Origin of the sequence: Rhodococcus sp. NPDC057297 (assembly GCF_042667435.1) — a bacterium.
Taxonomy (GTDB): domain Bacteria; phylum Actinomycetota; class Actinomycetes; order Mycobacteriales; family Mycobacteriaceae; genus Rhodococcoides.
In genome coordinates this window covers 570,512-588,635 of the sequence record NZ_JBHUZE010000002.1, presented here as the reverse complement: position 1 = coordinate 588,635, position 18,124 = coordinate 570,512, and the positions used below count along the sequence as shown (strand labels likewise).

At 63.1% G+C, this 18,124-nt stretch carries 21 protein-coding genes; 17 read left to right on the top strand and 4 right to left on the bottom strand.

Going from position 1 to position 18,124, the window contains the following annotated elements:
* Positions 1–32: 32 nt before the first annotated feature.
* From ACFULT_RS08715 to ACFULT_RS08700, 4 genes are read left to right on the top strand one after another with little or no spacing between them, the layout of a single operon-like run.
* Positions 33–1,043: an intradiol ring-cleavage dioxygenase gene (locus tag ACFULT_RS08715; protein ID WP_378481238.1), complete on the top strand. Its 1,011-nt coding sequence runs from the start codon at positions 33–35 to the stop codon at positions 1,041–1,043.
* Positions 1,044–1,074: 31 nt separating this feature from the next.
* Positions 1,075–1,293, top strand: coding sequence for a twin-arginine translocase TatA/TatE family subunit (locus ACFULT_RS08710; protein ID WP_094719263.1), 219 nt, complete (start codon positions 1,075–1,077; stop codon positions 1,291–1,293).
* Complete coding sequence (gene tatC / locus ACFULT_RS08705) at positions 1,290–2,072, top strand: twin-arginine translocase subunit TatC (protein WP_094719264.1); 783 nt, start codon at positions 1,290–1,292, stop codon at positions 2,070–2,072. The genes ACFULT_RS08710 and tatC overlap by 4 nt, the downstream gene beginning before the upstream one ends.
* Before the next feature lie 16 nt (positions 2,073–2,088).
* Positions 2,089–2,550 carry a preprotein translocase gene (locus ACFULT_RS08700; protein ID WP_037113706.1) on the top strand — a complete coding sequence of 154 codons (462 nt, stop codon included), beginning with the start codon at positions 2,089–2,091 and terminating at the stop codon, positions 2,548–2,550.
* A gap of 3 nt (positions 2,551–2,553) precedes the next feature.
* Here ACFULT_RS08700 and ACFULT_RS08695 read toward each other — a convergent pair whose 3' ends face one another.
* Together ACFULT_RS08695 and ACFULT_RS08690 are read right to left on the bottom strand one after the other, a co-directional pair.
* A complete protein-coding gene (locus ACFULT_RS08695; RefSeq protein ID WP_170945138.1) occupies positions 2,554–2,703 on the bottom strand; it encodes a hypothetical protein in 150 nt (49 codons plus the stop codon).
* Between the two features lie 93 nt (positions 2,704–2,796).
* Positions 2,797–3,213, bottom strand: coding sequence for a hypothetical protein (locus ACFULT_RS08690; protein WP_037113707.1), 417 nt, complete (start codon positions 3,211–3,213; stop codon positions 2,797–2,799).
* Positions 3,214–3,326: 113 nt separating this feature from the next.
* On the opposite strand from ACFULT_RS08690, the gene ACFULT_RS08685 reads away from it, so the two are divergent.
* The 7 genes from ACFULT_RS08685 (at position 3,327) to ACFULT_RS08655 (ending at position 9,194) form a co-directional block, all read left to right on the top strand.
* Positions 3,327–4,613: a competence/damage-inducible protein A gene (locus tag ACFULT_RS08685; RefSeq protein ID WP_037113709.1), complete on the top strand. Its 1,287-nt coding sequence runs from the start codon at positions 3,327–3,329 to the stop codon at positions 4,611–4,613.
* Between the two features lie 67 nt (positions 4,614–4,680).
* Positions 4,681–5,070: an ArsR/SmtB family transcription factor gene (locus ACFULT_RS08680; protein ID WP_378481237.1), complete on the top strand. Its 390-nt coding sequence runs from the start codon at positions 4,681–4,683 to the stop codon at positions 5,068–5,070.
* Positions 5,071–5,072: 2 nt separating this feature from the next.
* Complete coding sequence (locus tag ACFULT_RS08675; RefSeq protein WP_378481236.1) at positions 5,073–5,234, top strand: hypothetical protein; 162 nt, start codon at positions 5,073–5,075, stop codon at positions 5,232–5,234.
* Between the two features lie 9 nt (positions 5,235–5,243).
* Entirely contained in the window at positions 5,244–5,717 is a 474-nt protein-coding gene (locus ACFULT_RS08670; RefSeq protein ID WP_378481235.1) for an SRPBCC domain-containing protein, read from the top strand.
* 83 nt (positions 5,718–5,800) lie between these two features.
* Positions 5,801–6,955, top strand: a complete 1,155-nt coding sequence (locus ACFULT_RS08665; protein ID WP_378481234.1) for a TIGR03364 family FAD-dependent oxidoreductase — start codon at positions 5,801–5,803, stop codon at positions 6,953–6,955.
* Positions 6,952–7,650 carry a phosphonatase-like hydrolase gene (locus ACFULT_RS08660; protein WP_037113714.1) on the top strand — a complete coding sequence of 233 codons (699 nt, stop codon included), beginning with the start codon at positions 6,952–6,954 and terminating at the stop codon, positions 7,648–7,650. Before ACFULT_RS08665 ends, ACFULT_RS08660 begins: the two co-directional genes overlap by 4 nt.
* A 230-nt stretch (positions 7,651–7,880) precedes the next feature.
* Complete coding sequence (locus ACFULT_RS08655) at positions 7,881–9,194, top strand: MFS transporter (RefSeq protein WP_094719270.1); 1,314 nt, start codon at positions 7,881–7,883, stop codon at positions 9,192–9,194.
* Position 9,195: 1 nt separating this feature from the next.
* Here ACFULT_RS08655 and ACFULT_RS08650 read toward each other — a convergent pair whose 3' ends face one another.
* A complete protein-coding gene (locus tag ACFULT_RS08650) occupies positions 9,196–9,945 on the bottom strand; it encodes a GntR family transcriptional regulator (protein WP_037113717.1) in 750 nt (249 codons plus the stop codon).
* A gap of 179 nt (positions 9,946–10,124) precedes the next feature.
* Here ACFULT_RS08650 and ACFULT_RS08645 point away from each other — a divergent pair, with 179 nt between their 5' ends.
* Both ACFULT_RS08645 and ACFULT_RS08640 read left to right on the top strand, forming a co-directional pair.
* Positions 10,125–11,375, top strand: a complete 1,251-nt coding sequence (locus ACFULT_RS08645; protein ID WP_094719271.1) for a diguanylate cyclase — start codon at positions 10,125–10,127, stop codon at positions 11,373–11,375.
* 120 nt (positions 11,376–11,495) lie between these two features.
* A complete protein-coding gene (locus ACFULT_RS08640; protein WP_241483943.1) occupies positions 11,496–11,774 on the top strand; it encodes a hypothetical protein in 279 nt (92 codons plus the stop codon).
* A 41-nt stretch (positions 11,775–11,815) separates the two neighbouring features.
* On the opposite strand, the gene ACFULT_RS08635 is transcribed toward ACFULT_RS08640, so the two are convergent.
* Positions 11,816–13,108, bottom strand: a complete 1,293-nt coding sequence (locus tag ACFULT_RS08635) for an NtaA/DmoA family FMN-dependent monooxygenase (protein ID WP_378481233.1) — start codon at positions 13,106–13,108, stop codon at positions 11,816–11,818.
* Between the two features lie 385 nt (positions 13,109–13,493).
* Here ACFULT_RS08635 and ACFULT_RS08630 point away from each other — a divergent pair, with 385 nt between their 5' ends.
* From ACFULT_RS08630 to ACFULT_RS08615, 4 genes are all read left to right on the top strand, one after another.
* Positions 13,494–14,321: an ABC transporter ATP-binding protein gene (locus ACFULT_RS08630; RefSeq protein ID WP_378481232.1), complete on the top strand. Its 828-nt coding sequence runs from the start codon at positions 13,494–13,496 to the stop codon at positions 14,319–14,321.
* Positions 14,318–15,370, top strand: a complete 1,053-nt coding sequence (locus ACFULT_RS08625; protein ID WP_378481231.1) for an ABC transporter permease — start codon at positions 14,318–14,320, stop codon at positions 15,368–15,370. The genes ACFULT_RS08630 and ACFULT_RS08625 overlap by 4 nt, the downstream gene beginning before the upstream one ends.
* On the top strand, positions 15,371–16,234 hold the full coding sequence (locus tag ACFULT_RS08620) for an ABC transporter permease (RefSeq protein ID WP_037113733.1): 864 nt from the start codon (positions 15,371–15,373) through the stop codon (positions 16,232–16,234).
* A 223-nt stretch (positions 16,235–16,457) separates the two neighbouring features.
* Positions 16,458–18,116, top strand: coding sequence for an ABC transporter substrate-binding protein (locus ACFULT_RS08615; protein WP_378481230.1), 1,659 nt, complete (start codon positions 16,458–16,460; stop codon positions 18,114–18,116).
* Positions 18,117–18,124 lie beyond the last annotated feature (8 nt).

Genomic DNA, 18,124 nt, shown 5'->3' with positions numbered 1-18,124 from the left:
AGCCACCGAGTGCCACAGAGGAGCAATAGGAAATGACCCGAGTACCCGAACCCACCGATACACCCGACGGCCCGGCTTACGAAGGGCGCCTTCTCGATCGGCCCACCGAGGAGGTAGTCGATCAGGGTGCCCGCTTCGACATGACCACGCTGGTGACTCGTCGTCGAATTCTCAGTGTCGTCGGTGCCGGGGCAGGCGCGCTGGCGTTGGCAGCGTGTTCCAGCTCGTCCGACGCAGGCAGTACAGCCTCGTCGACGACGACATCCACCGGTTCGACGACGGCCGCCACCGATGAAATACCCGAGGAGACAAACGGCCCTTATCCGGCCGACGGCACCAACGGTGTCAACGTCCTCGAGGAGTCCGGGATCGTGCGCAGTGATGTGACGTCCAGCCTCGACGGCGGCACCAGCGTGTCGGGAGTGCCCCTGTCCCTGACCTTCTCGGTCACGAACCTGGCGAACGGCAACGATCCGTACGACGGTGTAGCCGTCTACATGTGGCAGTGCGATGCCGATGGCCTGTATTCGATGTACTCCGAGGGCGTCGAGGACGAGACGTATCTTCGCGGAATCCAGGTCACCGACGCCGATGGCAACGCCACCTTCCAGACCATCGTTCCTGGTTGCTACAGCGGACGCTGGACGCACATCCACTTCGAGGTCTATCCGGACGCGGCCTCCGCAACGACTGCCGAGAATGCAATCGCCACATCGCAAATCGCCTTCCCTCAGGACATGCTCGACACGATCTACACGCTCGACACCTACCCCGGTTCCGCCGAGAATCTCGCCCAGCTCGGCAGCCTGGACAACGACAACGTGTTCGGCGACGGCTACGAGCTGCAGATGGGCACGTTCTCCGGTGACGCAGGCTCCGGTTACGTCGGATCGTTGTCAGTTGCAGTCGATGCCACCACCGAAGCCACGATGAGTACCCCTCCCGGGGGCGGCGGTCCGGGTGGTGGTGGCCAGCCCCCGATGGGCGACGGCGCGCCGCCCGCAGGCGGACCGCCGAACGCCGGCCCCACAAGCTCCAACTGACCCACTCCACTTCGAAAATTAGGGAAACACCATGTTGCACAATCTGACCGGCTGGCACGCACTGATCGTCCTCGCGATCCTCCTGCTCGTGTTCGGCTCCACCAAACTCCCGTCGCTCGCCAAGGGCGTCGGACAATCCCTGCGAATCCTCAAAGACGAGGTGCGTGAGGAGACAGCCGGCTCGTCGACTCGCGACCGCATCGGTGCCGAGAACGACACCACGACGGTTCCGTACCGACACGCATCATGACCGCAGCGACCACCACCGTGCGCGGCACGATGCCGCTGGCCGGTCACCTTCGCGAGGCTCGACGCCGAGCGACGCGCGCGGCGGTGTCGCTGCTGATCGGCATCGTGATCGGATTTCTCCTGTCCGATCCGATTCTCGATGTTCTGCGCACCCCCGTCGAAGAGTTGGCCGCGACCCGGGCCGCCAGTTTGAACTACGACACGGTGACCGGTGCGTTCGATCTCCAACTGAGAATTGCGTTGTTCGCGGGAATCATCGTGTCGAGCCCGATTTGGCTGCGCGAGCTGTTCGCCTATCTCGCACCGGGCTTGAACGAACGCGAGAAGAAATACGTCGTCGGATTCTCGGTAGCGGCCGCGCCGCTCTTCGCCGCTGGTTGCGCCTTCGGGTTCCTGCTCTTTCCCCGCATGGTCAGCGTTCTGGCCGGCTTCTCGTCCGACCAGGACAGCACCATCCTGAACGCGTCCTACTACGTGGACTTCGTCATGAAAATCGTCCTCGCGACCGGAATTGCTTTCGTACTTCCCGCGTTTCTGGTCATGCTGAATTGCCTGGGGATCGTATCGGCACACGCCCTGCGGCGCAGCTGGCGCGTAATGGTCGTCGTCATAGCACTTTTCAGCGCGCTGGTCACACCGGCGGCCGACGTTCTGTCCATGTTCCTCGTCGCGCTCCCGATGTCGGTGCTGTTCGGCGCAGCCCTCGTAATCACGGCGGTGCACGACAAGAGAGCCGCCCGACGTGCCCTCCACGACACATCACTGTCCATGAATCCCTGAAACCCGGAGCCCCTCCATGTTCGGATTGACCTTCGAAAAACTCTTCCTGGTCGCTGTCATCGCCGGATTCCTCCTCGGCCCCTCGCGCCTACCCGGCTATGCCCGCAAGCTGGCTCACGGGGTCCGCTCGATTCGTGACTTCGTCGACACCACGCGCGCCGAGGCAGAGCAAGAAATGGGAGTCACGTTGCGACGCAGCGAATGGGAATCGATCGATCTCCGGCAGTACGACCCCCGGCGAATCGTCCGGGATGCGTTGAACGAGACGATCACGCCGAACTCGGCGGCACCACCAGCGGACGCACTGCTCACCGAAGCGAGCGCGGTGCGCCCGGGGCAGAAGTACCTCGTGACGGGAACGTCCTCGCACCCGAGGCGAATCCTCATCGCGTCACTCCCCGAGGACGACCCACGGCGTATCGCTGCCGAGGTGGACAGCGTGCCGCGCGAACCCGTCGGAACGGTCGAGATCGCGTAAGACCTACCCCTCCGCTTGCTCGTCTTCCTCGGGTTCGAAGGACGACTGGTCGGTATGACCGACGGCAACTCCGTCGTCGGTGTCCGGGATGGACCCGTCCTTGCCCAATCCGTCGTCTGTGTTCTTGTCGGCGGGTGTGTCGGTGGTACTCATCGTCGAACTCCTTGTTGTCGGTGGTGCTGTTGTCGGTGGTGCTGTTATCGATAGTGCTGCTTACCTCCCCCGCACCGCATCAAACCTCGACAGTCAGGCCTGATCGCCCGCCTGCGCGGGCACGAGCAACAGCATCGAGCACAGCAGGACGACAACGAGAGACACTGCGTTGAGGATCGCGTCGCGAGTGCCGTACATGTGCAACATGGTTGCGTGGTAGGTGAAGTGCAGCAGGTTGAACGCGGAGTACGACAACGCTGCAACGAGAACCAGTGTCCTGTTACCGATTCGGACGAATGCGCATGCGCTGAGTATCGCCAGAGCCAGATACAGCGCTCCAACGTCCTTGGCGAAATGCTCGTTGTAGGGACCGAGCACCGGCAACCACTGCATGCCGAAGCCCGGAAAATTGTCGTACCAATGGAGTGGCGCCGCGTACGCCCACACGCCGACGAAGGCACCGGCGAGCACGAGGACCAGAAGACACACGCGGTGCACAAAAGGGTTCATGCCGATATCGACGATGCAGTGGGAACGATAGTGAGGTGCGCGGGACCGCGTCCTCGCAGCCAGGCGGAAAGGCACACCCTCGGTTGATGCAACCTGGGCAGTATGGTCGACGAATGACTGTGCGAGCGGGTGTGGTGGTCACCGGAACCGAAGTCCTGTCCGGTCGGGTGACCGACAGGAACGGGCCGTGGGTAGCGCAACAGCTGCTGGAGATGGGCGTGGACGTCGCGCACATCACGATCTGCGGTGACCGGCCTGCCGATCTGACCGCCCAAGTGCAGTTCCTGGCCGACCAACGTGTCGATTTGATCATCACGACCGGCGGCTTGGGTCCAACGGCGGACGATCTGACCGTGGCGACGGTCGCCGCACTGTACGGCCGCGAATTGCGTCTCGATCCGGAACTCGAGCAGCACATCCACGCGATCATCGAGAGATGGCGGAGCCGGATGAGTTCCGCGATCGACTCCGAGCCGTTGCAGGCAGGTATCCGGAAGCAAGCACTGGTTCCGGTTGGCGCACTGTCCATTCCGCCGACCGGAACCGCACCGGGTGTCGTCGTGCCGGCAGACGACGCCGGGCGCTTACCCACTGTGCTGATCCTGCCAGGGCCTCCTCGTGAACTCCAGGAAATGTGGCCCGCTGCGCTCGCGAGCGAACCGGTCGCCGCGGTTCTGGCCCGTCGCACGCAGGTCCGTCAGAGCACCATCCGGGCATACACCTTGTCCGAGGCGGATCTCGCTGCCACGCTACGAACCGCAGAACTCCGGATCGCGGGATTCGGTGATCTCGAGATCACCACCTGCTTGCGACTGGGCGAACTCGAGATCGTGACCCGGTATGCGGAGAGTGCGAGCTCGTCGTACGCGGAGCTCGTGACGCTGATCGACGAACACCACGGTGCACAGGTCTTTTCCATCGACGGGTCCACGATCGACGACATGGTGGCCGACCGGTTGGCCGGCCGCCGTATCGGCACCGCAGAATCGTGCACAGGTGGAATGATCGCCGCCCGCCTCACCGATCGAGCGGGCTCGTCGGCCTACGTCGTCGGCGCGGTCGTGTCTTACGCGAACGAGACCAAGATCGGTCTTCTCGACGTCCCTGCCGAGATGATCGACGAGCACGGCGCCGTCAGCGAACCGGTGGCGGCCGCGATGGCGGAAGGCGCTTTGAGACGAGTCGGCGTCGACATCGCGGTCTCCACCAGCGGGATCGCGGGACCCGGCGGTGGCACCGACCTCAAGCCGGTAGGCACCGTCTGCTTCGCCATCGCGGAAACCGGTCGACCGACCCGCACCCGCACTCTTCGACTCCCGGGCGACCGGGCGACCGTTCGTGCACTGTCGACGACCGCGGCCATGCACATGATCGCCGACGCACTGGCGCCCGCCCGGTGAGTCAGCGCGAAAGAACCTGCAAAATTAACCCTTTACTTATATAAGCAGCAATTGATACTCTGCGTCGGTGCACGCTTTCGACATTCTGGGCGACCCGGTGCGCCGAAGGGTTCTGGAGTTGCTCGCGGACGGCGAGCAGACCTCCGGAGCCCTCGCAAAAGTGATTCGAGCCGAATTCGCAATCTCCCAGCCTGCCGTCTCTCAACACCTACGCGTGTTGCGCGACAACGGGTTCACTTCCGTGCGGGCCGAGGGCGTGCGCCGGTACTACGCAGTGGAACCAGGACCGCTGAGCGAGGTCGACCTGTGGCTGAATCGTTTTCGCCGATTCTGGAATCAACGCCTCGATGCACTGGGGACCGAGTTGGCACGCGGCAGACGAGCAGCCAACTCGACAGTTCTACCGAAGTTCGACACCGACGACGATCATGCCGATCGAACAGCGAAGGAGATTTGAACGTGAGGGACGTACTGAACGAGTTGGCCGCCGCGCGCAGGGCAGTGGGAACGAGCAGTCTCCCCGCAGGCGATGCGTACACCATCGAGATCCGCCGTCGGTACGACGCGGGGATCGACGACGTGTGGGGTGCCCTTACCGACCCCGACCGCGTCGCGCGTTGACTCGCGGCAGTGTCGGGCGACCTACGCCTCGGAGGAAAGTTCACGCTGGGCAGTGGTGAGCACGGCGAGATCCTGGCATGCGATGCACCGCATCTGTTGAAAGTCACCTGGATGTTCGGGCCGGAAGCCGATGCGTGGCCAGGCACCAGCGAGGTGCAGATCCAATTGACCCCAGGGCAGAACGGCGATACCGAATTCGAACTGGTCCACACAGCGGTGCTGGCAGAGCCCCTTTTTCCGACCTACGGCCCCGGTGCGGGCGGCGTCGGCTGGGATCTGCATGTTCTCGCCCTCTCCGCCTTCCTCGACGGCGGTGACACCGTCGATCACGATGCGCTGCGGGCTTCCTCGGAAGGCCGCGAGTTCATCCGTCGGAGCGCCGCGGGATGGGGAGCGGCGCATCTGGCTTCGGGCGGCGACGCTGATCACGTCGCATCCGCGGTCGAGGCCACTACCAAGTTCTATGCGCCCGATCCGGCCTGACCCTGATCAACCGTTATATATACAAGAAGTAAATTTTCGTAACCTGTATTGACAAGTGACCCGGCAGGGTCGACAGTCGATGCATGCACACTCAACGGAACTACGACGTCGTGATCGTCGGCTCGGGCATCGTCGGCCTCGCTCACGCCTATCACGCGCATCGGCGAGGGTTGACGGTCGCCGTCGTCGATCATGCAGACGCCATTGTCGGGGCCTCGGTCCAGAACTTCGGACATGCCTGCATCACAGCCCAATCGGGCGAGGCGCTCGAGTATGCCCGAGCAGGACGCACACACTGGCTCGACCTGGCCACGAGCTCCGGCTTCTGGGCTCGCGAATCGGGAACGCACTGCGTCGCCCGGCACGACGACGAGCTCGAGGTGCTGGCCCAGTTCGCAGCCGTTCGCGGCCCCGAAGAGGCGCAGCTTCTCGACCGCGACCAGATCCTGGGGCGCCTACCCATTGCGGCCGACGGTGTGACCGGTGGCCTGTACATGCCTCTGGACCTTCAGGTCGATCCTCGTCGAGCCGCACCGGCGATCGCCGCATGGCTCGAGTCGTCCGGCGTTGACTTCCACTGGCGAACCGCTGCAACGTCGTTCGATCCCGGCGTAGTCCACACTTCGCGGGGAGATCTTCATGCCGACACCATCTTCGTGACGGTGAACTACGACATCGATCGGCTGTTCCCCGAGTACGCAGAGCGCGGCGGCCTTCTGCGGTGCCGCCTCCACATGATGCGCGCTCGCGTCGAACTGCCCACGCCGCTACCCACTCCCCTGTTCACCGGATGGTCACTGCTTCGTTACTCCGGTTTCGAGGGATTACCCGCGGTTGTCGACGTTGCCGGCCGACTCGGCGCAGAGTTCCCGGAGTACCTCGCACTCGACCTCCATCAGATGTACACCCCACAACCGGACGGCTCGATCCTCATCGGCGACACGCACATTCGCGAGATCTCGTCGTCGCCCTTCCAGAGCGAAGCCGGGTTCGACGCCTTGATCACCGAAACGAAGGCGATGTTCGGCATCGACCGTGTCGAGGTGACCGAACGCTGGCAGGGGGTCTACAGCTCGGCCCCGGAATCCGAATTCCTTCTCGTAGAACCGATTCCGGGAGTACACGTCGTCACGGTGACGACCGGAATCGGCATGACCACCAGCATGGGCCTCGCCCAATCCAGTCTGGCCCGCGCACTCGAACCACTCGCTACTACCCCGATAGGAATCGACGCATGACCACCGTGGACAATCACCCGATCAGCCTCGTCGTGTTCGACATGGCCGGAACGACAGTCGAAGACAGCGGATTGGTCCAGCAATCGTTCGCCGCGGCGGACGAGCATGCTGGACTGTCCCGCGACTCCGAGGACAAGGCTCGCATGCTGACCTATGTCACCGACACGATGGGTCAATCGAAGATCGACGTCTTCCGACATCTCAGTGGCGGAAACGAAGAACAAGCCCAGTCCGCCAACAAGGCGTTCGAACGTTGCTACGGTCAACTCGTCCGCGACGGACACTGCAGTGCCATCCCTGGTGCAGAGGAGCTTCTGAAGTCGCTGCGATCGGCCGGTGTCACCACGGCGCTGACGACGGGCTTCGCATCCGAAACCCAGCAGGCAATCCTCTCGGCTCTCGGCTGGCAGGACATAGCCGACGTCGTTCTGTGCCCGGGTGACGGTGTACGCGGACGGCCGTTCCCGGACATGCCGCTCACTGCGCTCCTGCGTACCGGCACTCCGTCGGTGCAGTCGATGCTCGTGGTCGGTGATACAACCTCCGATGTCACCAGCGGACTTCGATCGGGCGCACGAGCAGTGGTCGGCGTTCTGACCGGTGCGCACGACGCCGACCGACTTCGAGCCGCAGGCGCTACACATGTACTCGACAGCGTGGCAGATCTACCGTCGTTGTTGGGCGCACTGCGCTGACGACACAGCGTCACCCTGATCGACCTCGGCATACGCGGCCCGGGCGTTCACCCGCCCGTCCCGCGGTGTCGATACGGCTCCACCCCTCCCACCGAACCACCGGCCCGTCGGCGTGCCGCAGGGTTCCTCCCCCGCTTGTCGCTTCTACGCGACCGGGGAACCACTTTCTTCTACGCTCTTATCGCACGACGTTGCGGGAGCTCTCGCACGTCCGAACCAAGGTGCACACGATGACGAAAGCCCTGAGCTCGACCCACGAGAAGATCGCCCGGTACGAACGTTGGCGGTTCCAGATCTTTGCGATCACCTGGATCGCCTACGCCGGTTTCTACTTCACCAGACAGGCGTTCTCGGTTGCCAAGCTGGGCATCCTCGAGGACCCGGTCCTGTCCGTTACCCTCACCAAGTCCACCCTCGCCAACCTCGACGCCGTGTACCTCGCTGCGTATGCGGCCGGCCAGTTCGTGTGGGGATCGGTCTCCGACCGGTACGGGCCGAGAATCGTCGTGCTCGGAGGTCTGGCCATCTCCGCTGTCGCCACGTTGTTCATGGGTCTGCTTCCCGCTCTGGTGTTCTTGCTGCCGCTCATGATCGTTCAAGGCCTGTCGCAATCCACGGGATGGTCAGGAACCTTGAAGAACATGTCGCAGTTCTTCTCCATCTCCGAACGTGGCCGCGTCCTGGGCTTGTGGAGCACCAACTATGCATTCGGCGGCCTCGTCGCCGCACCGGTCCTGGGATGGTTCGCCTACAGCCTCTTCGACAGCTGGCGAGTGGCGTTCACGACGGGTGCCGTCATAGTCGCCGCCGTCTTCGTGCTCGTGTTGGTGTTCCAACGAAACAGTCCGAGAGATGTGGGGCTGCCACCGATCGAGGACTATCACCCCAGTGCGGATATTGCCCCACTCGAGGCTGAATCCGCTGTTGCCGAACCCACGCGGTCCGTTCGTGAAACCTTCGCCGTGGTGATCAAGGACCGTATGGTGATGACGCTCGGCGCGGCCTACTTCCTGCTCAAACCCGCCCGCTACGCAATCCTGCTGTGGGGTCCGGTCATCGTCGCCGAACGCCTGCAGGGTGCGGACAACTTCGTCGCCATCACCGTACCGATCGCATTCGGCATCGCAGGCGTACTCGCACCCATTCTGATCGGCAGAATCTCCGACAAGGTCTTCAAAGCTCGCCGTATACCTGCGTGCGTTCTGAGTCTCGTTGCCCTGACCGTGGTCCTGGCCCTGTTCACACCACTGACCGCCACGGGCAACGTCTGGATCATGGTGGCTGTGCTCGCAGTCATCGGATTGACCATCTACGGTGCCGACGCCATGATCTCGTGCGTGTCCGCGGTGGACTTCGGGACCTCGAAACATGCTGGTGCAGCGGCAGGCATCATCAACGGGTGCGGATCCATCGGTGCGATCTTCGGTGGGCTCCTGCCCGGTTACCTGGATACGACAACACTGTTCTACGGCTTCGCCGGCGCAGCGTTCTTGGCGATGCTGCTCCTGCTGCCGCACTGGAATCGCATGCCTGCGGCCGACTGAGTCAGCTACCGGAACTGTCGGGAGCGATCATCCGCGGGTCCACAGTCCGCGAGTTGACGATGCTGAACACCACTTGATCCGACCGATACCGATCGTCCGCGTACTCGAAAGCGATCCCGTGCTGGTCACGCGAGGTCCGACGCTCTCGGAGCAACGGACTACCCTCGGCGATCCCGAGGCTGTCGGCATCGACCGAATCGGCCGAGACCGCGTCGAGCACATGTGACATCGACTCGAAACGCACTCCCCGACCGGTGAGGTAATCGGTGATCGAGCCCGAGTCGGTCTCGAATTCGAACAGCAGTGAGCCGACGGCGTCGACGAAGACGCTTCTCTCGATCATCGTCGGTTCGCCGTCCAGGTACCGGACACGGACCACCTCGACGACGAAATCGTCGGGCTCGATTCCCAGCGCCGTGACGGCCGATGGAGATGCCCGACGACGCGACACTTCCAGGGTTTTGCTTCCCGCCTCGCGCCCCGTTCTCCTGGCCCATTGGGAGAACGGGGTGAAGGTGTCCAGGGTCTGTGCCGCATCGCTGGACCGCACCACCGCGGGACGACCTTGCGACAGTTGCACGAGGCCTTCGGCCGACAACGACGCCAATGCCTGACGAACCGGTCCTCGGGAGACCTCGTACTGGGCGCACAGTGCACTCTCGCTCGGTAAGGAATCTCCGACCGCGTATTCGCCGCTGGTGATGGCCGAACGGAGTTGCCGAGCAACGAACTCGTGCCGTGCCTCGGCCACGTCCGATCACCTCCCACAATGCTCGACCCGGTCCTCATCGTAATCTGCGCCCGGGCCGCACCGGTACCCACACCGAAGCCGTCGATGTCGAACGCTGGGTGCTCTTGTTTCGCCGTGCAGGAGGGCAGGTGTGGTGCAGACTTCGTACCGGGTCGGTGAGGTGAAGGAGGGTACGCATCGTGGACGAGTCACGTCGGGAATTTTCTGGCCTGGGGCCGCGCGTATCCGATATCGACACCCACACCGCCTCGATCGGGATCACTCGTTTTCGGATCGCGGACGGACTCCTCGAGTGGGACGCCCGCGCCGGCGACATCTTCGCTGCGGGAGCCGATCCCCGGCCTCCGATCGACATCTGGCGCGATCGGGTACACCCCGACGATGCCCAACTACTGGTCGATCTGTACGGCGACGCCAGCAAGAACATCGGTGCCGAGTGCATCTACCGGATCGTTCTTCCCGACGGGAGTATCGGGCACGTCCTGACCCGCAGCGTGTCCATCGAGTACACGCCCGACGGCACTCCGGAGGTGCTGACCGGCGTGGTGTCGAGAGTGCACCCACACGAATCCACCCACCAGCTCAGCGCCGCCTTGGACAGCGTGTCGCTCGGTTTCGCGATCTTCGACACCGACCTGATCATCCGGTACGTGAACGCGCAGACAGAACACCACCTCGGTGCCCACCGGTCCGAGCTGCTGGGTCGACATCTACACGAGGCACTGCCCACGACGAGAGGCTCTTACTTCGACGACCTTCACCGCGACGCAGTCCGAACACGCGGAGAAGTCAAGGTCGAAGTGCCCTCACTGTTCATTCCCGGCACCATCATGGAGGTCACGGCCAATTACGTCGACGGAGTCGTCGCCGTCAGCTTTCGGGACATCACCGCCGCGACCGTCACGATGGACCACCTGCTCGGCGCCTACCGAGAGTTGCTGAGTGCGTCTCGACTGGACGACCTCACCGGCGTCCTCAACAGGGCCGCTCTGTTCGAGCGGATCGATCGCATCAGCACCGAGATCGGCGCCCCCGCAGCCGTGCTGTTCATCGACGTCGACGACTTCAAGACGATCAACGACACACACGGCCACCTCATCGGCGACCAGGTTCTGAGGATCACCGCAGCCCGACTCTCCGAGCACTGTGGCACCAACATCGTCCTGGGTCGAATAGGCGGCGACGAATTCGTCGTCGCGCTGTTCCCGGACACGGAACTCGGCAGCCACATCGACCCGGCCGACATCGCGGACTGCCTCCGCATCGCAGCGCGGGCACCGATTCAACTCATGAAGTGCACCATCACCATCGAACTGAGCATCGGCATCGCCCGCAACACCGGCCTCTCCACCCTCGAAGACCTGCTCACCCGAGCGGACATCGCGCTGTACGAAGCAAAAGCCGGAATACGCCACATCGACCGGCAGTGAATGCTCGCGATCATCGAACGGCCGGCTGTCCGAAAAGCGCGTATCTTCGAGATCGCCGAGGGTGCCGAAAGGACCCACTCGGCGGCAACGCACGACTCGGTGCAACCCGTTGGAGGAGCTGTGGGCAAGAAACCGGTTGCACGGTCCCTCTACCGTGACGGAGCCGGAAGCGTCGCGCTGATTGCAGGCATCGTTGCAGTTGTCTGCGCATTCGTCCCCTTCATCGGCGACTATCTCGCGATCCCCGCAGGCCTGGTAGCCGTCGTGTGCGGATGGGTCGGCCTCAGCCGCGCCGTCGACGGAACGGCCACCAACGGCCGCGAGGCAATGATCGGCGCCGCACTCGGCGGAACGGCGTTGTTCGTGGTGTTTCTGATGTTCGCAGCCTCGTACATGTAGCCGATCCACCAGCGCGGAGCCCTCCGAGCGGTCGGTGCCGGCTAGAACGCTGCGAGATTCTCTCGAAAGGTCGGCTTCGAATAACCGTCTCGGATCGCACCGCGGCGCCGGAGAGCGGGCGCGAGCCCGTCGCTGATCTCGGCGATCACCTTGCGAGTGACCGGAGACGCGATGAGGAATCCGTCGCCGCCCACGTAGTCCATCGCCTCGTCCATCTGTGCTGCAACGGATTCGGTGGTGCCCACGAGCTCGATCGACTCCACCGTCGGGTAGTTGGCGATGATCTCGCGTAGCGTCTTGCCTGATTTCGCCATGTCTTCGAGGGTGCTCTTGTGCCCGTTGTACTTCGTCAGATCCGGTACCGGCGCGTCGATGTCGAATTGCGAGAAGTCGGTGCTCGAGAGGTAGGACATCGCAGCGAGCACTCCGTCGATGTTGTTCTTCTGGACCTCGCGCATCCTGTCCCGTTTGACTGCCGCTTCCTCGTCGGTGTCGGCCATGATCGGGCTGACCAGAAACAGCACCTTGACGTCGTCCGGTTTGCGACCGTAGTCGACGAGCCGCTTGCTGATGTCCTCGCGGTATTCACGCATCGCGTCGAGCCCACGCACGTTGGCGATGATCGTGTCTGCATGCTTGGCACCGAACGCGCGACCCGCAGGCGAACCGCCCGCCTGGCAGATGACCGGCCGCCCCTGAGGCCCACGAGGAACGTTCAGGGGACCGCGCGAGGCATAGTACTTCCCTTCGAATCCCACCTTGTGAATCTTCTCGTGGTCGGCGAAGACCCCGGATTCGGCGTCGAGCACCAGGGCGTCCTCCTCCCACGAATCCCACAGCTGAGACACCACATCGATCCATTCGTCGGCCATCTCGTATCGAAGACCGTGTTCGATCTGCTTCGGCAAGCCGTAGTTCTGGGCAGCGCCGTCGGCACTTGCCGTCACCAGGTTGATGCCGATTCGGCCCTTGGTCACGTGATCCAGCGTCGCCATCAAGCGCGCAGCGAGAAAAGGCGGATAGAACGTCGTCGCGACGGTGGCAATGATTCCGATTCGCTCGGTTGCCTGAGCCATCAGAGGCACGAGCGGCATCGGATCGAATCGCACGGTGGTACCGCGCCGCACCGAACTCTCGAACGTTCCGCGATACACGTCGGACAGAACCGAGGAGTCCTCCAGCATGATGTAGTCGAAGCCCGCCCGTTCGAGACTGCGCGCCGCGTCGACGAACAGATCCGGTCGCCCGACGTCGGCAGCGACGTTGCCGGACCATGGTTGATTCCAGCCGTAGACACCGAATCCGGTTGTGAAGAACCACCCGAGATGCATCATGCGCCTGCTCCTCTTGTCGGTTCCTGTACGGGTTCGGTGTGATCGCGGGGCACAAGCACGTTCATCGAAGTCCTCTCGGGTTTCACGGACAGCGGTAACGCTGCGTGCGCACCAGCTTGATGGAATCGAATTAACGAACATGGCACAGGCGTAACTCACCGATTACGCCGTGCACTCGGCCTGCTCGGGGCCGTTGCGGACGCCGATAACGCCACAGAGAGGTAGATCACAATGGCGTTTAGAGGCTTCCGCAACGCTGTGACCAGGCGTTTCACCTGGCGTAATACTTCGGTTACGCCTCGGGTCGCTTTCAGTAACGAGTCTGAAGAAAGCTCTGCGGTCAAGGCAGTAGATCTGCTGACGACGAACGGGTTGGAGGATCGTGATGAGTGGCACTGTGCGCGGTGCATACGCCGAGATCGACGCCCGGCACCTCGGCAAGAGTTTCCGTCGCCGTGGGTCCGGCAAGGCTGCTGTGAACGACATCAGCATGAAAGTCACGTCTGCCTCGGCCATAGGAATCGTCGGTGAGTCCGGGTCGGGCAAGTCGACATTGGTCCGGATGATGTGCGGGCTGCTGGAACCTACCGATGGCAGTGTGGCGTACAACGGCGCAGCACTACCGGGCGTTCTGTCGACCCGAGGCGGGCGCCGCGAATTCCGTTCTCGCATACAGTACGTCGCTCAGGACACGACGTCGTCGTTCGATCCGAGACGAACGCTTCGCGACGCGGTGCGTTTACCTGCGCAGCGTTTGCTCGGTATGGACGCCACGGCGGCGAACGCGCGCGTCGACGAGACACTCGCGTCTCTCGAACTGGACCCGTCGATGGCAGATCGGTACCCCACCGAAGTCTCGGGAGGTCAGCGACAACGCTTCTCGATTGCCCGCGCCCTCGTGGTGAAACCGCGAATTCTGTTGTGCGACGAAGTGGTCTCCGCGCTCGACGTATCGGTCCAGGGAGCCATACTGAACATGCTCAAAAGTTATTGTGCAGCCGAGGACTGCGGACTCGTGTTCGTGTCGCATGGTTTGCCCGCCACAGCCTTCATCGCCGACGACATCGTCGTCATGCGCAGTGGCGTCATCGTCGAACAGGGCACTACCGACGACGTGGTCGAGCGGCCGCAGGATCCGTACACCGAGCAGTTGCTCGAGGCGTACCGAGGACTCGACGAAGTCGAGCAACTTGCCGTGGCAGCAGCCCGATGAACGCGCTGCAGAGTTTCGTCGGCCGCCAGCGTTGGTGGCTGGGGCGTGTGGCGGTGCTACCACTTCACCTGCTGGTGTTCGCAGTTGCAGCCTTCTTCCTGGTGCGAGCGATCCCCGGCGACCCTGCTCGTGAAGTTGTCGGACCTGAGGCCACCGAAGCGGACTATCTGGCAACCAAGGCCGAGTTGGGACTCGACGGAAGTCTGTGGAGCCAACTCATGTCCTATCTGGGTGACCTGCTGCACTTCGATCTCGGAAACGCCATCATGACGGGTAGACCGGTGACCACCGACATCGCTGATCGCTTACCCGGCACGCTCGAACTGGCCGGCATCGCGTTCACTTTTCTCGTCGCGGTCACTCTGCTCTTGTCAGCCATTGTCGTGGCGTGGCCCGGGTCTCTCGCATCGCGCGCTGTGCGCGGGTACGCCCAGGCAGCGGGCGCGGTGCCCGAGTTCGTCGTGGGCGTCGTCGGAATCTTCCTGTTCTATGCGACGCTTCAGGTCGTCCCGGCCCCCTCGGGGCGGGTGCGACCCGGGCTGACCGAACCCGAGCCGATCACTTCGCTTCCCCTGCTCGACGCCGTCCTACGCGGCGACACCGTGGTGGTGTCCTCGATGGCCTCACACCTGTTGTTACCCATCTCGGTTCTCGTGGTGTCGGTTACGCCGATTCTTCTCAAACAGCTTCTGACTGCCTTGGATTCGAGCCTGACTGCGGGCCCGACGTTGTTCAAGGTCGCCACTGGATCGGCGCGCAAGTACATCTACCTCAGTGCCTACCGACGGGCTCTCCCTCCGACGGTGTCGCTGTTCGGCATGGTCTTCGGTTCACTGCTGGGTGGTGCCGTGATTCTCGAGACGCTCTTCGGCCTCGGCGGAATGGGCACCTATGCCGTGGAGGCCGTTGCTGCAACGGATCTCATTGCTCTCCAGGGCTTCTTGTTGGTGGTAGCCGCGATCTCACTGATCGTGTTCCTGTGTGTAGACCTGATCAACATGCTGCTCGATCCTCGGCGCAAGCCGGGTCGACAAGGAGGTGGTTCCTAGATGGCAAGCGTCACGACTTCCGTACTCGAGACCCGAAAGACGAGGCGCGTCTCCCCCAAGACCCTCCTCCTGTTCGTGCCCGTCGCGCTCGTGCTTCTGGTAGCGCTGGTCGGACCGTGGATCGTTCCGTTCGATCCGACGAAAGTTGTCGGTGCACCGTCGCTTTCACCGAACTCGGAGTTTCTTCTCGGCACCGATTCCACGGGGCTCGACGTGTTCTCCCGCACCATCGCCGGAGCACGGATCGACGTCACCATTGCACTGTTCGTCACGATCGCATCGACGGTAGGTGGGATTCTCATCGGCCTCACGATCGGAATGAACGAGTCCGGCCATGGACTCGGCGGGTTCCTGGCGCGCGGGGCGGCCCGGTTCCTGGACCTCCTCGAAGCAGTACCCACCGTGATCGTCGCACTCGTCGTCGTCTCGTTCTTCGGCACTTCTTCGTTGACGATGATCTTCACCTTGTCGGTGATTCTCGCGCCGATTCAGGCAAGGCTGGTACGCACCGAGGTATTGCGCGTGCGAGGAGACGCGTACCTGGACGCAGCCAGGCAAGCCGGCTTGAGCGAGACCCAACTCGTCTTCCGGCACGTGCTTCCCAACTCGTCCGTCCCCGCGCTGCAGAACGCCTCCGTCGTCTTCGGTTTGACGATCATCCTCACCGCAGCTCTCGGCTTCCTCGGAGTCGGTCTCGCACCTCCCACACCGGAATGGGGATCGATGATCACTCGTGGCGCCGGCGATGCTGCCATCGGAAAGCTCTGGGCCGCGGGCGCACCCGCGTTCGCACTGTGCGCCACCGTCGCTTCCGTCGCCATCGTCGGCCGCCATCTCACGAAGGACGTCCGCCGCTCCCATTGACACGGCGGGAGCGCAGCCGGCGGAGTGACCAATTCACACGGCGGGAGCGCAGCCGGCGGAGTGACCCACCAACACACGGCGGGAGCGTAGCCGGCGGAGTGACCCACCAACACACGGACAGCGCTGTCCGAGCATGTGCACACCTCACCCTTTTTCACGGGCGTCGACGACTCGACACGGCACCCGTCGATCCCCCATGCATCGACCAAGGAGAACACCCGTAGTGAAACACTCCAATCGCCTCCCCATCGGGCTCAGGTGGTCCATCCCGCTTCTCGCCGGCGCACTCGCGCTGAGTGCATGTTCCGACGGTGGATCCGCGGGGTCCGACGCAGCGAGCACCGGCGAGATCATCGTCGTGACCCCTGACCAGGCGTCGAACGTCGTTCGTGACTACGCGTACACGGCGGGGACGGACAACCAGGACGTCACGAACAACATGCATGCGCAGCTCATCCGCAAACCGTACGTGGAAGAGGACGGCTCGGATGCTCTCGTGCAGGACTACTACAACTTCGAGCCGTACCTGGCCGAGAGTTACGACGTCAGCGAGGATCAACTCGTCTACACGTTCAAACTGAAGCGAGGTGTGTCGAGCCAGCAAGGCAACGAACTCGACGCCGACGACGTGCTGTGGTCCTTCGAGCGCAAGTTCGCTACCCCAGGCGGCGGTATGGCCGGTTACTTCAAGCCGATGCTGACCGACCCGGTCACTCAGATTCAGAAGGTCGACGACTACACGGTCAGTTTCACCGTGGAGAAAGCAGGCTACGGTCTGACGTTGCTGGCGAACCTCGCCGAGAACATCGGATCGATCTACGACAGCAACTACCTCATCGAGAACGCCACTCCCGACGATCCTTACGCCGTGCAGTGGGGTGCCGAGGACATGATGCGTGGCAATTTCGGCTACGGCGCTTACATGTTGGAGTCGGTGACGCCGGGCCAGGAAATCGTCATGAAGGCCAACCCGGACTTCGTACTCGGCGAGCCCGAGGTGAAACGGATGATTCGACGTGTGGTGGCCGATCCGGCGACCCGCGCCAACATGGTCACGCGCGGTGACGCGGACGTCGCACTCGCGCTGCGGTCCTCCGATCAGGCGTCCCTGGAGGAGAACGACGCAGTCACGGTGCCCACGACCACCTCGAACCAGTACCTGCTGTACGCGATGAACACCACTACCGCACCGTTCGACGACGTACGGGTGCGCCAGGCCATGGCCTACGCGATCCCGTACGACAAGATCATGTCCGACGTGTTCTTCGACCGCGCGTACAAGTACACCCACGTGCTCGACGACAAAGCACCCAACTGGGACGGATCCGGTCTACCGCAGTACGAGGGTGATCCGGAACGCGCGAAGCAGATGCTCGCCGACGCCGGCATGCCGGACGGTTTCGCGTTCACGCTCAGCGTCAACAACCAGCTGCCCGCGGCGCAGGACACTGCAATCCAGATCCAGTCGTACGCCGCCGAAGCAGGAATCGATGTCACCATCTCCGAAGTTCCTGCGGCGCAGCTGAACGCAGAACAGCTCGATGGGAAGATCCAGGCCAGCCTCTCCATCGGCGCGTCGGTGACCATGACCCCGCCGTACTCGCTGCAATTGCTCACTCAGCCGGGTGGTGGTTCGAACACCGCGCTGTGGAACGATCCCGAATTCCTCGGTCTCGTCGATCAGGGACTGAATGCAGGCGATGCCTTGAGTCCGGAAGCCGGGGAGTACTGGAACGCAGCAGAGCTCCGTATGACGGAACAGGCACCGTACATCTTCATCGCTCGCGTGCGTCCGTCCGTGGCGCTCGAGGCCGGTATCGACGGCTTCGTTCAACGTACCGATTTCCGTATCGACTACTCGAACCTGAAGTTCTCCCAGTAATTTCACGC

Bases quoted from the DNA above. Each gene is read 5' to 3' on its own strand.
- ACFULT_RS08715 (WP_378481238.1), top strand. From the start codon at position 33: ATGACCCGAGTACCCGAACCCACCGATACACCCGACGGCCCGGCTTAC.
- ACFULT_RS08710 (WP_094719263.1), top strand. From the start codon at position 1,075: ATGTTGCACAATCTGACCGGCTGGCACGCACTGATCGTCCTCGCGATC.
- tatC (WP_094719264.1), top strand. From the start codon at position 1,290: ATGACCGCAGCGACCACCACCGTGCGCGGCACGATGCCGCTGGCCGGT.
- ACFULT_RS08700 (WP_037113706.1), top strand. From the start codon at position 2,089: ATGTTCGGATTGACCTTCGAAAAACTCTTCCTGGTCGCTGTCATCGCC.
- ACFULT_RS08695 (WP_170945138.1), bottom strand. From the start codon at position 2,703: ATGAGTACCACCGACACACCCGCCGACAAGAACACAGACGACGGATTG.
- ACFULT_RS08690 (WP_037113707.1), bottom strand. From the start codon at position 3,213: ATGAACCCTTTTGTGCACCGCGTGTGTCTTCTGGTCCTCGTGCTCGCC.
- ACFULT_RS08685 (WP_037113709.1), top strand. From the start codon at position 3,327: ATGACTGTGCGAGCGGGTGTGGTGGTCACCGGAACCGAAGTCCTGTCC.
- ACFULT_RS08665 (WP_378481234.1), top strand. From the start codon at position 5,801: ATGCACACTCAACGGAACTACGACGTCGTGATCGTCGGCTCGGGCATC.
- ACFULT_RS08660 (WP_037113714.1), top strand. From the start codon at position 6,952: ATGACCACCGTGGACAATCACCCGATCAGCCTCGTCGTGTTCGACATG.
- ACFULT_RS08655 (WP_094719270.1), top strand. From the start codon at position 7,881: ATGACGAAAGCCCTGAGCTCGACCCACGAGAAGATCGCCCGGTACGAA.
- ACFULT_RS08635 (WP_378481233.1), bottom strand. From the start codon at position 13,108: ATGATGCATCTCGGGTGGTTCTTCACAACCGGATTCGGTGTCTACGGC.
- ACFULT_RS08630 (WP_378481232.1), top strand. From the start codon at position 13,494: ATGAGTGGCACTGTGCGCGGTGCATACGCCGAGATCGACGCCCGGCAC.
- ACFULT_RS08625 (WP_378481231.1), top strand. From the start codon at position 14,318: ATGAACGCGCTGCAGAGTTTCGTCGGCCGCCAGCGTTGGTGGCTGGGG.
- ACFULT_RS08620 (WP_037113733.1), top strand. From the start codon at position 15,371: ATGGCAAGCGTCACGACTTCCGTACTCGAGACCCGAAAGACGAGGCGC.